Origin of the sequence: Pseudoalteromonas sp. XMcav2-N (assembly GCF_024124545.1) — a bacterium.
Lineage (GTDB): Bacteria > Pseudomonadota > Gammaproteobacteria > Enterobacterales > Alteromonadaceae > Pseudoalteromonas.
The window spans coordinates 95,501-110,327 of sequence record NZ_JAMXSF010000004.1 but is presented as its reverse complement, the minus strand read 5'-3'; the positions used below and the strand labels follow the sequence as shown (position 1 = coordinate 110,327).

At 47.6% G+C, this 14,827-nt stretch carries 10 protein-coding genes; 4 read left to right on the top strand and 6 right to left on the bottom strand.

The features are described from left to right. Nucleotides 1-19: 19 nt before the first annotated feature. Nucleotides 20-2,065 carry an oligopeptidase A gene (gene prlC / locus NH568_RS06780; protein ID WP_253046002.1) on the bottom strand — a complete coding sequence of 682 codons (2,046 nt, stop codon included), beginning with the start codon at nucleotides 2,063-2,065 and terminating at the stop codon, nucleotides 20-22. A 254-nt stretch (nucleotides 2,066-2,319) separates the two neighbouring features. Here prlC and gorA point away from each other — a divergent pair, with 254 nt between their 5' ends. The 3 genes from gorA to NH568_RS06765 all read left to right on the top strand — a co-directional run bounded on the left by gorA (nucleotide 2,320) and on the right by NH568_RS06765 (nucleotide 8,378). Continuing rightward, nucleotides 2,320-3,678: a glutathione-disulfide reductase gene (gorA, locus tag NH568_RS06775; protein ID WP_253046001.1), complete on the top strand. Its 1,359-nt coding sequence runs from the start codon at nucleotides 2,320-2,322 to the stop codon at nucleotides 3,676-3,678. A gap of 384 nt (nucleotides 3,679-4,062) precedes the next feature. Next, entirely contained in the window at nucleotides 4,063-7,488 is a 3,426-nt protein-coding gene (locus NH568_RS06770; protein ID WP_253046000.1) for a hypothetical protein, read from the top strand. Then, the gene (locus NH568_RS06765; protein ID WP_253045999.1) at nucleotides 7,488-8,378 is read left to right on the top strand and encodes a hypothetical protein; all 891 of its coding nucleotides are present in this window, start codon (nucleotides 7,488-7,490) and stop codon (nucleotides 8,376-8,378) included. The genes NH568_RS06770 and NH568_RS06765 overlap by 1 nt, the downstream gene beginning before the upstream one ends. Nucleotides 8,379-8,490: 112 nt before the next feature. On the opposite strand, the gene NH568_RS06760 is transcribed toward NH568_RS06765, so the two are convergent. Next, on the bottom strand, nucleotides 8,491-9,783 hold the full coding sequence (locus NH568_RS06760; RefSeq protein ID WP_253045998.1) for an FG-GAP repeat protein: 1,293 nt from the start codon (nucleotides 9,781-9,783) through the stop codon (nucleotides 8,491-8,493). 427 nt (nucleotides 9,784-10,210) lie between these two features. Between NH568_RS06760 and phnW the strand changes: the two genes are divergently transcribed. Then, entirely contained in the window at nucleotides 10,211-11,305 is a 1,095-nt protein-coding gene (phnW, locus tag NH568_RS06755; protein ID WP_253046172.1) for a 2-aminoethylphosphonate--pyruvate transaminase, read from the top strand. Nucleotides 11,306-11,371: 66 nt separating this feature from the next. Here the strand turns inward: phnW and NH568_RS06750 are convergent, their stop codons facing one another. From NH568_RS06750 to phnX, 4 genes are read right to left on the bottom strand one after another with little or no spacing between them, the layout of a single operon-like run. Further along, nucleotides 11,372-12,064, bottom strand: coding sequence for a UTRA domain-containing protein (locus NH568_RS06750; protein ID WP_253045997.1), 693 nt, complete (start codon nucleotides 12,062-12,064; stop codon nucleotides 11,372-11,374). 6 nt (nucleotides 12,065-12,070) lie between these two features. Then, nucleotides 12,071-12,619, bottom strand: coding sequence for a phosphohydrolase (locus tag NH568_RS06745; RefSeq protein ID WP_253045996.1), 549 nt, complete (start codon nucleotides 12,617-12,619; stop codon nucleotides 12,071-12,073). After that, entirely contained in the window at nucleotides 12,616-14,010 is a 1,395-nt protein-coding gene (locus NH568_RS06740; protein WP_253045995.1) for an FAD-dependent oxidoreductase, read from the bottom strand. The genes NH568_RS06745 and NH568_RS06740 overlap by 4 nt, the downstream gene beginning before the upstream one ends. Next, a complete protein-coding gene (phnX, locus tag NH568_RS06735) occupies nucleotides 14,007-14,813 on the bottom strand; it encodes a phosphonoacetaldehyde hydrolase (protein WP_253045994.1) in 807 nt (268 codons plus the stop codon). The genes NH568_RS06740 and phnX overlap by 4 nt, the downstream gene beginning before the upstream one ends. Nucleotides 14,814-14,827 lie beyond the last annotated feature (14 nt).

The window sequence follows — 14,827 nt, the reverse complement described above, 5'->3', positions numbered from 1 at the left end:
AAGCCGCCAGAAAGACGGCTTATGCCGCTTTTTCGATGCCACTGTGACGCAGCAGTGCGTCGACACTGGGTTCACGGCCACGGAAACGAGTGAACAGCGTCATAGGATCTTCAGATCCCCCTTTCTCAAGGATATGCTGCATAAAGTCGGAACCTGTCTGGCCGTTAAAGATCCCTTCTTCCTCAAAGCGCGAGAATGCGTCAGCCGACAGTACTTCAGCCCATTTATACGAGTAGTAACCAGCGCTGTAACCACCAGCAAAAATATGGCTAAAGCTGTGTGCGAAGCGATTGAATTCCGGCGCCTTGACGACCGCAGTCTTCTCTCTGACCGCATTCAAAGTATGCTGGATCTGGCATGGCTTAGCCGGGTCAAAGTCTGCATGGATATGGAAATCGAACAACGAGAACTCTAACTGACGTAACATCTGCATGGCTGACTGGAAGTTTTTCGCCGCCAGCAACTTGTCCAGTAGTGCTTTTGGTAATGGCTCACCCGTCTCATAATGACCGGAAATAAACGCCAGTGCCTCTTCTTCGTAGCACCAGTTTTCCAGGAACTGACTTGGCAGCTCTACCGCATCCCAGGCAACCCCGTTGATACCCGCAACCGCTGATGCATCAACCTGAGTCAGCATATGGTGAATACCATGGCCAAATTCATGGAATAAAGTGGTTACTTCGTTGTGAGTAAACAGCGCAGGTTTATCACCTACCGCTTTATTGAAATTACACACAAGGTAGGCAACCGGCGTTTGTAACTCGCCACTGACACGTACTTTACGACCCATGCAGTCGTCCATCCAGGCGCCGCCACGTTTGTGCTCACGGGCATACAGGTCGAGATAGAAGTGACCGCGCAAAGTGCCTTGTGCATCGTGAATTGCAAAGAAGCGCACATCCGGATGATAAGTATCAAAGTCCTGAATCTCAGTCACTTTAATGCCGAACAGACGGCTCACGGTTTCGAACAAGCCGTTTAATACGGTATCTGCCGGGAAGTAAGGGCGCAGTATTTCGTCAGAAATAGCATATTTGGCCTGTTTCAGCTTCTCGCCATAATAGCCATAGTCCCAGGCAGCCAGCTCTGTAGCTCCGTACTCTTTTTCAGCAAATGCTTTTAACTCAGCCAGCTCATTTTCGGCCTGAGGCTTGGCATGTAGCGCCAAATCGTTCAGGAAAGTAAATACCTGCTCAGGAGATTGTGCCATTTTTGTGGCCAGTGATTTATGCGCATAGCTGTCAAAACCCAGTAACTGAGCCAGTTCATGGCGCAGTGCCAGCTCTTCGCTCATCAATTCTGAGTTATCAAATTCTTTAGCATTCGGACCTTGATCAGACGCACGGGTCACATAAGCACGGTACATTTCTTCACGCAGCTCACGATTATCGGCATACGTCATGACCGGCAGGTACGAAGGAATGTCCAGCGTGAACACCCAGCCTTCAAGTTCTTTGCTTTGCGCTGTATGTGCCGCCAGTGCCAGTGCGGACTCAGGCAGACCTGATAATGCAGCTTCGTCGGTCACATGCTTAGTCCAGGCTTGTGTCGCATCCATCACATTATTGCCAAACTTAGACGACAACTCAGACAAACGCGCACTGATCTCGCCGTACCGTTTTTGCTGTTCTGGTGCCAGCGCAATGCCCGACAGCTTGAAGTCACGCAATGCGTTTTCTAAGGTTTTTTGCTGGGCAGTGCTCAGTGTTGCAAAGGTGTCTGATTCTTTGAGCGACTTGTATGCCTGATATAAGCCCTGATGTTGACCTACATAAGTACTGTATTCTGAGATCAAAGGCAGACAAGCATCGAATGCCTGACGTAATGCATCGTTATTAACCACCGAGTGCATATGCGAAACCGGCGACCACATGCGCGACAGCTTATCGTCGGCTTCTTCGAGTGGCAGCACCAGGTTTTCCCAGCTGTATGAATCGTTTTTCAGCACCTCGTCTATGGTGTCTCGGCAATGTGCGATGGCTTGTTTCAGTGCCTCCACAACGTGTTCTGGTTTAATTTTTGAAAACGGTGGCAAGCCTTCCATGCCAATTAACGGGTTAGTCATAACGCCTCTCTGTTGATCTTTGATTATCTTTTGTATTTGGGGTGTTTCTTTAAAAAAAACAAGGTACACCAGCCAATCCAGACAAATTAAACCGGGGTTTGTTCAGTCGGTGTTAGTTTGACCTGATGGACCTTACCCGTGTGCCATCGAAAAAAGCGATGGCCTCTATCGGAAAAATTTATCCCACCGGACTTTGCCCCGGCTAATATAGTGTTAAGCTAGTGCCATTTATCAGCATTTATAGAGAATTAATCATGGCACAACATTTTGATTATATCGCCATTGGTGGCGGTAGCGGTGGTATTGCCTCAGCCAACCGCGCTGCAATGCGTGGCGCCAAAGTGGCACTCATCGAAGCTAAGCATATGGGCGGCACCTGTGTAAACGTGGGCTGTGTGCCCAAAAAGGTGATGTGGCACGGTGCCCAGGTGGCCGAAGCCATTAAGCTGTACGCACCGGATTATGGCTTTGATGTAGAAGTTAAAGACTTCGACTGGGGCAAACTGGTTGAAAGCCGCGAAGCCTACATTGGCCGTATTCACCAGGGCTATAATAAGTACCTGGCCAGCAATGGCGTGACCGTGATCAACGGCTTTGCCAAATTCGTTGATAACAACACGGTAGAAGTTAACGGCGAGCACTACACCGCTGACCATATCTGTATCGCCGTGGGTGGCCGCCCGTCGATTCCAAATATCCCGGGTGCGGAGCTGGGCATAGATTCTAATGATTTCTTTGAGCTCAAGGCACAGCCAAAGAGCGTGGCTGTGATTGGTGCAGGCTACATTGCCGTTGAACTGGCAGGCGTACTACACAGCCTGGGCACAGAAACACATCTGTTTGTGCGTAAGCATGCCCCGCTGCGTAACTTTGACCCTATCCTGGTCGACACCCTGACCGAAGTCATGGACAAAGAAGGGCCCAAACTACACACTCACAGCGTACCTAAATCACTGAGCAAAAACGACGACGGCAGCGTAACCCTGCACTTAGAAAACGGCGAATCACACACGGTTGAGCAAGTGATCTGGGCGATTGGTCGTGAGCCAGTGACTGATAAAATCAACCTGGCTGCCACCGATGTGACCATCACAGAAGGCGGCTACGTCAAAGTAGACGAATATCAGAACACTTCGGTATCTGGCATTTATGCTTTGGGCGACATTATGGACGGCGGCATTGAGCTGACGCCTGTCGCGGTTAAAGCTGGCCGTATGCTGGCAGAGCGCCTGTTTAATCCGGATATGCCCAACGCAAAAATGGACTACAACCTGGTCCCAACCGTGGTCTTCAGCCACCCGCCCATCGGCACCATCGGCCTGACCGAGCCAGAAGCCATCGAACAGTATGGTGAAGACAACATCAAGGTATACACTTCCACCTTTGCGGCCATGTATACCGCGGTAACCCAGCACCGCCAGCCCTGCAAAATGAAACTGGTGTGTGCCGGCGAGGACGAAAAAATCGTCGGTCTGCACGGCATCGGCTTTGCCGTAGATGAAATGATCCAGGGCTTTGGTGTGGCCATGAAGATGGGCGCCACCAAAGCGGATTTTGACTCGGTAGTGGCGATTCACCCAACAGGGTCTGAAGAGTTTGTTACTATGCGCTAAGCGCAGTCATTCCTGCAATATAACAAACATGCATACATTGTTGAGCCTAAAGAAACTCAACAATGTATTAACTATTCCGGTACCACTTTAAACATGAATTGTTAGTATTCATTCGAACTAAATCGCAACAGAGGTAGTAGCTACTGCTAAACTTAAGTCAATATGACAGTTTACTTCAATCATGAAAATATTTAGGTAAACTTTAATGTTACGATGAAATAACCTGTAAAACCTTAGTGTAGCCTGTTAGTATTTTAACCAATAAGTATTCACCGATACCTTAACACTTAGTTATCACAGCCTCTTTCTGCATACAAATTGTGAAATTTAAGTTGCCATTCAAGGTGTTGCATACGACATAGTAATAACATTATTAAGGTAGCTATGCGATCAGTATCCGACCTTCAAATTTTAGTTGAAACCGTTCTTGAAAAAAGACCGCTTGTCCTTTTGGCAGGTCAACGATTCCTATCTACTGGTAAACACCCAGACCCAGTAATCCAATCAGCTGTTGAAAGATTTCAATTGGAGATACCCTTAAATCAAACAGCTTCTCTATCATCGCTCCTAAATAAAACACAGCTTGATGATAAATTTTATGAGTGGATAGCTGCTCGCTATCAGATGCAAATTGAGCCTGACTGGTTTGAAAATATTGCTCAATTACCCTGGAATGCAGTATTTACAAGCCACATAAGCCCTACCCTTCCATCTTTTTTCAGAACAGGAATCAGAGATGTTGAGTCTGTCTTGTGCAATTCGCACTCCCTCATTTCTCCTCGTCAGAAAAATAACTTACATTTGACTTACCTTTATGGAGTTGCAGGGGAACTAGCTGATAATGAAAAACCCCCTTCAAGCATTCAGCAATACTATCAACGAAGAGTTAGTAACGCTTCTCCCCTTCTGAGTAGGCTTTACGATACAACAACGTCAATTGGAACACTAATAATAGATGGTGTGAGTTTAGAAGATGATTGGCTTGATCCAGAAGATCTTTATGGTGTGCTCGCAAAGTTTAAACCTGGACAGGTTTTGTGGTTCGGATGGTCCTCAAGTGAAAATAAAAACAGTAGCTTGTTGCAGATGTTGTCTGAACCAAATGGTCCTATAACATTTATACCTGAAAGACTATCTTCTGCTGTATCTACATTAAAAGAACTCGGGCAGCTACCTCTAAAAGATGTAGCACACACTCTCCTTCCGAGTTGCGTTACTATCAAAGACCGCACTCTAGATGTTGACCCATCTGTTAGGCTTAAAACTTCTACAGGCGCTAGCATTATTGAAGATTCTTGGTTAGCGGCTCCTGAGCCTCTAGCAAGCGACTTGAATTTTGCCGAATTTAGAAAGTTCCATGGGCACAGTGAAGGCTCATTAAACATCATTGAAGGCATACAACGAGGCTTCTCCATAGATCGCCAGTTTGACGATGAGCTTTTACATATAGTCAAGAGTGCGCTTTCTGATCCAACTAAAAATAAAGAACCTATTTTACTTCATGGCCAATCTGGATCAGGGAAAAGCATATCGCTGGCCAAACTTGCATATAATATTCGTAAAGAATACGAGTTTCCCGTACTGTTATCTAGCAGGGCAAAAAGAGTGCCTTCAGTAGAGGAACTCGATGATTTTTGTTTGTTATCTGAAAACGTAGGGGCCGCATGTACACTCATAGTTTGCGACGCCAATGCTCCAATGAAGTGGTACCAAGACCTTGTTCGGGGCTTTTATAGTCGAGGTAGAAAAGTTATTGTTGTTGGTAGCACTTACCGAATAAAAATCGAATCTGATTCACGTCAGAAGCTAGTTGAAGCCGATGCAGAGCTGAATGAATTAGAGAGAACCATTCTTGTAACACTTCTTAAAGAATATACAGATCAAGATTACAAAATTTCAGACACGTCCTATCTACTTCCTACAATATACAGACTCTTACCAACATCGAGATATCAGCTTGCTCAAGGCCTAGGTAAAGAAGCCCATGTTATGGAAAGCACTCTGCGCACAAAAGGACATCAAAAAAGAACAAGTTCAATAAAGTCCAATAACGCATTTGCGCAAGCCTTTATCGATGCAGGCTACAAATCGCCGCCAATAGAGCTACTAGCAAAGCGTTTAAATGAATTCATGGGAGTTGTCTCTGACGGCGCATCCAAGATAGTAGATTGTGTAATGATGGCAGGAAAGCTAGATGTTGCAGTCCCAATAAGTCTGCTAATGAGACTAGTTGAAGGTAGCGACAACAAAACAGATATTAGCTGCTTATTTTCTGAAATCGACTTATTTCGTTGGAGCTCCAATGAATATGATGACGTATTTATTCACCCAAGGCTGCAAGTCGAAGCAGAGCTGATAACTGCACGCAGGTTAGGCAGCACAGCCGCCGAAGCGGCGATTGTTGTAGAGCTTATACAGGCAGCAAACCCGACATCAGTTTCAAATTCAAATAGTGAAAAGAGATTTCTGTTAGATCTAATTAATCGGCTCGGTGTCGATGGTCTCTTCAATACGCGATATCAAGAATGGTATTACGATATAGCATTAGCATTGACTGACATGAGAAATCAACGGAGATTTGCAGATCCTAGTTTGATGTTGCAAGAAGCAACTCTTCGGCGTAGAGCAATAAAGGCACCAAGTGCAGTTGATCAATTAGATACTAGCGAAATACTGGACGATGCTCGCCAAATAATTGATCTTGCTTTAGCTCAATTTGGTGATAGTAGCTCTCCGGGTTTAAAGCGAGCTTGTGCAAACCTAAGAGTTGAGAGGGCAGCAATTTATGGTTTTAGGGCTGTACAACAAATCGAAGAGCCTATGGCAGAACATGAAATTTGGGGGTTTTACGAAGCAGCCCGAGCTTCAGCGAAATCCGCTAGAAATGTGGCAGACACATACCATGCAATTGATGTCAGCTTGTGGGTGCCTCATGACTTGCTAAAAAAAAGAACATGGGAGCTCACTCATCACGCGGAATTAGTAGCCGATATTCTAGATAGTTTAGAACAGGTCGATGACACGCAACTAGACTCAGTCCAAAGACAACAATATTTAGAGCGTCAACATAAACTCTCATTAGTACTGGAAGACAAAAAGCTCGAAGAGCACGCACTTGAGCAATTGGACTTAATGAATTCTCCAGCTGGATTTTATCTAAGGGCCCATAAGCTGGGCGGTTCACTGCGAAACAAAGAAGAAAAACAACAGGATATTGACCGAGCAGGTAAAGTTATTCCATTCCTAGAAAGCAACTGGGAGGATATTAAGTTTGACTCTCGTAGCCTTAGATATTTGCTGCGCGCGCATTGGCTAGTAGCAACACGTAGCTATCTATTTGATAAAGAAAAATCCGCCATACCAAATGACGCCCAAGACTTGCAAAGTATATCTAACATACTAGAGCACTTGCAGAGTATAGAGGGCGATAATGGGGATAATCGTTTCAAATACTTACAAGCAGTTATTCGTTGGAGATCAAATCGAGAGAACCTAGCTATTGAAATTTGGCGAGACTTGAGCCGTGATACAGCTTTTAGCGACCCAAGGAGGATAATTAAGCATCACCTATGGACTGGTTCCGATGGAAAACCAAAGCTGTTTTATGGAAAAATAACGCAAAATGATAGAAATAACTCAGGGAAAGCTCGCGTGCAAGTTGAGGGTACTCGACAACAGATCGATATTTTTCAAAAAGATTTTCCAGAGCAAGAATTTAGGCGTGGAGCCCAAATCAGAGGAGGCTTTTACATCGCATTTAACTTTATCGGCCCAGTCGCTGAACCTGTACGAAGAAGAGGAGTAAGGTAATGAGTTTTGAAGAAATCCTTATTATTAGCCAACGTATTAATCGGCTATCTCAAAGCATTATCCATACTCATGCGTTTCAGGAACAAAATGTAGCTTTACCTAACCGAAATAGTCCGGAGCCATCGTTTATTAGGGCTACTTCTTGGTTATATTGCCTGTATTTTGAGAGTGGTCGTGTAAGTATAAAATTTCTAAAAGACTTAGGGCAAACTTATTCAGTTGTAGATAAAAGTATCATAGACGAGCATCTTGAGGTTGTTCGTTCACTCAGGACAGAACTGCATCACAACTTAGGTTTTGAAAACTCCGATGCCGAAACTAGGCGTGTAGCAGAGAGTTGGTGTAGAGGGGCATGTAGCACTTCAATACCAAATAAAGATGAAGACTGGGCAGCTTGCTACACACAATTAGTTCTTGAAGCGACTTCTTTACTAAAAAAAATAGAAGAAGTAGTTAGAAGCTTAGAACAGGATTCAGAGAACTGTGCATACTATGCAGCTGAATGGCACAATAGATTAAAGCGCTCATGGCCAGCAGCAAAATTTGATCCTCTAATCGAAGATATCAAAATACGTTTGGGAAGAAACTCATTGAACACAGTTGAGTTCAGAAACAGAAACCTACGCCGATGGACCAAAGCACTAGAAATACTTGAAGACGGCTTTAGTTTTGAGTTCGAAGCTACCAGGCTCATAGAAAAGTCAATGCTTGATGATAGCACCTTAGTTATCCCCATAACGGGAAATGATATTATTACCATATTAGGATTGGCTCCCGGACCTGAGGTAGGTAAACTATTAGCAAAAGCTCGAACATATTTTTCATCTAAGCCGTGTAACAAAGATGAATTGCTCTCATACTTAAAAGACTGTATCTCAGAAAAAAATTAATTTTTCGATTCAGCTCTGAAAGAAAGGGCTTCACCCTGAAGCCCAGTCGAAAATAACCTAAGATTCTATTTCTTACTGTAGCGATTTACTCCCCCCATATAGTGAAATCACATTACCGCGTAGACTTCACTTTCCCTTTCTCCGCGACAGAAATATGGTTTTCAATATGAAATGCGCTGTACTGGTTCAGGTCCTGTACGTAGACCGCACCGGACTCTTTACCATTGGCGTCATGATGTGGAGTGGCTATCACAGCTTTACCGTCGGAGAGGCCGACATTCCAGCCGAGCTGATCGCCTGGCTGCGCATTTTTAGCGACCACTTTGAATGAATAGTGCCAGCCATCAGCGCGCTTTTTATAAACATATAACGCGCCGGTGTCTTTGCCTTGTGCGTCATGGTTCATCGCACTGATGATCGCCATGTCACCACTGAGTGCCACACCGCGGCCAAAGCGATCATCAGCTGCACCATCAGGAGAAGTCAGTTTTTGCGCCTCGGTCCAGCGTGTGCCGTTGCGCTCAAAAATATAGGCAGAGCCGGCATCCACGCCCAGACCCTCTACGTCATCGCGTCGTGCCGAGATGAGTGCCGTATCTCCTGAAATTGCGACCCTGACGCCAAAGATATCGGTATCACCGCCATCGGACGCCATCAACTTGGCCTGCTGATGCCATTGCTCCCCGTCTTGCACGTAAATGTATACGGCTCCGGCGTTTTCTGCCGTTTTATCATGCAAGTCAGCGCCAACGACTATGGTATTGCCATCAACTGCGACGTCGATGCCAAACAGATCGCCTGCCGCGCCATCACTGGCCATGATTTTGCTCTGATAGCGCCAGATATCACCAGAGCGAATATAAATATATGCAGCACCGGCATCATTCGCCTTTGCATCGTTACGTGGAGCACCGATCACCAGCACTTTGTCAGTAAATGCCACACTCTGGCCAAAGGCATCGCCCGGTTTGGCATCTGGCGCGGTGAAAATCTCAGTTTGTGTCCATGTGTCTGCTTTACGCGCAAAGGCCACCACCGCACCGGCATCTTTGCCTTTGTCATCTCGTCTCATACCGCCGAGCATGGCGATGTCATTCTTTAAGACCACCTTACCACCCAGGGTGTCATCAGCAGACAGAGGCTTTGCAACCAGCTTAGCTTGTTGCTGCCAGCCCTTCTCCCCTAATACGTAGACATAGCCCACGCCGCCGTCATTAATCCCATTGATATCCGCTTTGTGCGCGCCCACCACAACCGTGTTGCCGTCAATCGCTGCACCATAGCCAAAATAGTCTTCCGCCTTGCCGTCATTGGCAAGCAATCGGTCTGGCGCCGCAAAGCTATGACCAGCCAGTGCTGTTAGCATGGCACACAGGGTATATTTCATAGTTGATTGTATTTTCACCCGTTCCTTCCTTTTTCTTCCAATACATCGGGCCCAAACTTGTCTCATTTTTGATGAAATTTCAACAATCTATTTTACTAACCAAGATATTCTCAATGAGCCTGAGCTGACAAAAGTGCATACCTGCTTCTGACTGAAGTGACACCGTTGACGGCCCGGTAAGCCCTAAGTGACTAACTGCGCGTTACTTTTACCTTTTTTAGGGATTTAGTAATAAAACAACATAGCACTTCAGGTAGGGCGATACCTGTGCGCTGAAATAAATGTAACCAATTATAAATACAGATAATTATCCTGCTTTAAGCGACCTCGCACACAGCGCGTGCTTGCCCCTTTAACATGACATTTCTGTGAAAGGTGACGGTGCCATATTGTTTAAACACTTTGGGCTTCATACAATTTGGTCTAGACCAACAGAGGTATACCCATTATGACTCACTACTTACTCTTAACACCTGGCCCGTTAACCACCTCAGATACAGTGAAACAAGCAATGCTGAAAGACTGGTGCACCTGGGATGATGACTATAACCTGGACGTAGTCCAAACAATCCGCCGTACATTAATTAAGCTGGCAACCCCCTCAGCCGGTTACACCAGCGTACTGATGCAAGGCAGCGGCACCGCCTCTGTTGAATCTGTGCTTGGCAGCGCCCTGTTGCCCGAAGACAAAATACTGGTGATCAACAATGGCGCATATGGCAAACGCATGGCAGAGATCTGTCAGATACTTGGCCTGGCGCATGAAGTGCTGAGCTTTAAAGAAACCCAGCTGCCAGATTTAGAACAGATTGCTGTAAAGCTGGCTACTGGCGGGTTTAGTCACCTGGCAATGGTGCACTGCGAAACCACCACAGGTATGCTCAACCCCCTGGCGCCCGTAGCACAACTATGTAGCGATTATGAGGTGCGTTTTATCCTTGACGCTATGTCGAGTTTTGGCGGCATCACTATGGATGTGGCAAAGCTGAATATTGAGTTTTTAATCAGCTCCGCCAATAAGTGTATTCAGGGTGTCCCAGGCTTTGGCTTTGTGATCGGCAAGCAAGCAGCCATTGAGCGCTGTAAAGGCAATGCAAAGTCGCTCAGCCTGGATCTGTATGATCAGTGGCATACCATGGAAGTATCGAATGGCAAGTGGCGCTTTACGTCACCAACCCATGTGGTCAGGGCCTTTGCTCAGGCACTCACTGAGCTGGCCGATGAAGGCGGCGTAGCAGCCAGACAGGCGCGCTATATGCAAAATCAGCAGCTGTTATGTCAGGGCATGCAGGAATTAGGATTTGAGCCTTTGTTACCGGTTAATTTGCACTCGCCCATCATCACTTCTTTCTACTCCCCCACGGCACCTAACTATGACTTTAAACGCTTTTATGAAGCTCTGAAGGCTAAGGGCTTTGTGATTTACCCCGGTAAAGTATCCGACGCAGACTGCTTTCGAATTGGCAATATCGGCGCCGTGTACCCCGAAGACATAGCACGACTTATCAGCGCGATTGCTGAGGTCAAATACTGGGAATAAACTCCACCATAAGCCACTAAAAAGGCCGCAATGTGCGGCCTTTTATGGGTCAAACAGCGAGTCAACCTACTGACTGTCCACTTCGATTTCTATCGCACTGTGTACCCAGTATTCTATGTTGTAATCGACCAACTTGTCGGCCTGATTAAAGCGATGGCGAATTATCTTCAGGCATAACGCGCCACTGTTCACGTTAAGCAGGTCAGCTTTGTCATCGGGAATAGCTGTGACAACCAGGCTGCTGCGTTCATGGGTCACGTTAATCCCATAATCTCGTTCAAAAATGGTGGTCACCGAGCCTTCTAAGGACTTAGACGCCAGATCATCAAACTGGGCGGCCAAACAGTAGATCTCTTCAACCATCACAGGACGTTCATCCAAAGAGCGCACCCGGCAAATGGCATGGAACGTTGCCGGGCTTTGTACTGCAAATGCCTGATTGACGACATTCGAAGCCAGGGTTGTCTCAAAGGACACCACCTGGGTTAATGGCGTAAACTGCTGCTCCTGTGCAAGCTGGTAAAAGTTCACCTTTTTAACCGGATCCCACTTCAGCCGGGGTGGAGAGATAAACCAGCCTTTACGGTTCTGACGATAAATCACGCCTTCGGCTTCCAGCCTGATAAGCGCTTCTCTTACAGTGATCCGGGTGGAGCGGAACGTATCTTGTAGCTCGCGCTCGGAAGGCAGCTTTTTCAGCTCGGGATGATCGGCGATCAACGCAAATAAATATTGCCTGATTTCTTTATAAAGCAGCATAAGTCCCTATTGTCCTGTTAACACCTGAGTGGTCAGCGCCAGCCAGGGTGCAATGTCTGTGTCGATGATGTGGCTGGGTTTGCCTGAGTCGTCATATCGGCGCAGTTCCATCGCCTGAGCAAAACAGCCGAGCGCTTCAAACGCACGCGCTTCGCTGTCAGTCATTGCTCCGCCCTGCTGTTGCAAGGTCTGCCAGCTTGCGTCAGATAAGCACCGGGCTCCAGCTATTCTGGCAGCGTAGCGTTTTGCCTGCACATGATAGCGAATTGGCAAATAAACGCTAGCGGGAAACCCCTTTTGTGCGAGCCAGTGACTGGCAATGTCAGCATGCTCACTGTGCCCCCATTGGTCCAGCCCCTCTAACTGAGCTTTGTCCGCGATAAAGTGGCCAATATCATGCAAAAATGCTGCGCACACCATGTCAGGCGCTGCCTGATGCTGTTGTGCATGCCAGGCGCTGCTGACTGCATGGCTGATCTGTGTGCATGCTTCGCCGTAAGTATTGTCACCGAACAGTCTAAACAAACAGGCAATTTCATCTATGGTGTCTGTCATTTATCAGCCTTACCGGCGGCGGCCGCCAGCTTTGATAACTGCATATCAAGCCACCAGGGGGAGTGGCCGGCATCTTCACACCGCTCTTTACGCTGCACCGACTGTTTTACCAGTTGCGCCCCTAAATAACGTATTGGCTCAGGCGGGAATGTGCCCAGCGGTCCTTGTGCCAGACCGCTGCGTGCCCAGGCATTGTCTAACCCCAATACCAGCGACGACAAGATCTCACCACCCAGATAGCTTTGTACAACACCATTGCCCGAATAACCCAGCCCATAAAATACATTGGGGTTACCATTCAGTCGGCCAAAAAATGGCAGGCCGGTAGCAGACCTGTCTGACGCCCCTGTCCAGCTCGTTTCAAACGCGCCACCCAGTGCAGGAAACAGATGCCGAAAGCTGGCTTTGAGCATGGCTTCAAAACCACTGGGTTTGTCGAATGCGCTGAGCATTTTATTGCCATAAGCAAACAGATTACCGCCCTTACCCAGCATCAGGCGGCCATCCGCACTGGTTCTGTAATAGTGTACAAAAATACGTGAATCAGCCACCGCTTTACCGTGGGACAGGCCTATGTCGGCCAGGGCTTGCCCCATCGGCCGGGTGATCATCATATCGGAAGACACCAGTACATAGTGGCGATTAAAGCGCGGGAAACATTGCCCCATCCAGCCATTAATGGCGATAACCACTTTCTTTGCTTTCACGCTACCGAGGCGTGTTTCAACCGTCGGATTAGTGCTGCCCTGCAACCCCGTCATAGGTGACTGCTCATAAATCTTCACGCCCAGCGACTGGGCCACTTTTTTGAGGCCCAGCACCAGCTTGCCCGGATGCACACTGCCTGCGGCATCAGTGGCAATCGCTGCACGGGTTTGTGTGCTGCCTGAAAGCCTGATGGCATCAGCCTGCGCTAACGCCTGCCAGCGATTGATACCATGCTGTTCAAGCAAAGACACTGGATGTGACAAAGATTGCGCCTGTGCCGCATTGGTGGCAGTGTAAAGCGCGCCTTCAGCGCGCACCTCAGCGTCAATATTGTAGCGATGACAAAATCGCTGAATATCGAATACCGCCTGCTCGGATGCCTGTACCAGACGAATGGCTTCTTCAACACCAAACAGCCTGAGCAAGGTATTCAGCTTAGTCGCAAAGGTCAGCATACAACCGCCGTTGCGCCCGGATGCCCCTTCGCCACAGCGGCCTTTCTCAACCAGGGTGACATCGGTGTTGGGCGACTGTTGCTTTATTTTAATGGCACTCCAAAGCCCGGTATAACCGCCACCGACAATACACACATCACTGTGAATATGGGCAGTTAATGGCTTGGTTGTTTTGTCGTCCGTCAACGCCTGCGCCTGCCTGAACCAAAATGGCTGACTGTGGCTCATGGGCGCTGGTGTCTGGCTCGTTTCGCCATGATCTGCTGGATCACGGGAATGGCATCCGCCAAAGAGTCGACCACAAAATGGGCGCCAGCCTGATACAGCTCAGAATAAGCTTTTTCTTTCAGCACACTTTGCTGCTCAGCCGTCAGGTCCCGCCACTCAGCTTCGGTTAAACCGATGGCATTGCCAGTGACCGCCAGACCCACAGTCCACATACCTGCACGTAGCCCTTCTGTAATACCCGGCGCTGAGTCGTCAAATTTGATGCAGTTGGCCACGTCATTGATCCCCAACTTCTGTACATTTTCTAATGCCATCCAGGGACCCGGTCTTGACCCTATGGTGTCGTCACTGGCGACCCAGCAGTCCGGGCTATACCCTTGCTTTGCCGCTTCTGGTACCAGGATCTCCATCACTTCGCGTGGATAGCCTGAGCAAGAACCCACTTTGATCTGCTGCGCCTGTAACCAGCCGATGGTATCAAGTGCACCGGCAATCGGCGTTGCATGTTGCGCCACCTTGGCTTTTTGCAACGGCATAAAAGTGTTGTAAATAGTATCGACCGTGTCATCGCTCATGGCCTGGCCAAACTGTGCCTGCCAGCGCGCATCAACCGAAGGCAGCTGACCAAGTGTTTTTATGTGATCCCACTTGCCCATGCCCATTGGTACACGGGCTTCTGCTAGAGAAATATCAAAGTCATAAGCCTGCTTGAAGGCCTCAACAAAAATGGTAGTGGGGGCAACAGAGCCATAATCCACGACAGTTCCAGCCCAGTCTAAAATGACAGCTTCAATATGATTCATGTGGTTTCCTTATG

What these genes read in the sequence shown, in the direction of transcription:
- NH568_RS06770 (WP_253046000.1), top strand. Translation starts at nt 4,063, where the DNA reads ATGCGATCAGTATCCGACCTTCAAATTTTAGTTGAAACCGTTCTTGAA.
- NH568_RS06745 (WP_253045996.1), bottom strand. Translation starts at nt 12,619, where the DNA reads ATGACAGACACCATAGATGAAATTGCCTGTTTGTTTAGACTGTTCGGT.
- NH568_RS06750 (WP_253045997.1), bottom strand. Translation starts at nt 12,064, where the DNA reads ATGCTGCTTTATAAAGAAATCAGGCAATATTTATTTGCGTTGATCGCC.
- prlC (WP_253046002.1), bottom strand. Translation starts at nt 2,065, where the DNA reads ATGACTAACCCGTTAATTGGCATGGAAGGCTTGCCACCGTTTTCAAAA.
- phnX (WP_253045994.1), bottom strand. Translation starts at nt 14,813, where the DNA reads ATGAATCATATTGAAGCTGTCATTTTAGACTGGGCTGGAACTGTCGTG.
- NH568_RS06765 (WP_253045999.1), top strand. Translation starts at nt 7,488, where the DNA reads ATGAGTTTTGAAGAAATCCTTATTATTAGCCAACGTATTAATCGGCTA.
- gorA (WP_253046001.1), top strand. Translation starts at nt 2,320, where the DNA reads ATGGCACAACATTTTGATTATATCGCCATTGGTGGCGGTAGCGGTGGT.
- NH568_RS06740 (WP_253045995.1), bottom strand. Translation starts at nt 14,010, where the DNA reads ATGAGCCACAGTCAGCCATTTTGGTTCAGGCAGGCGCAGGCGTTGACG.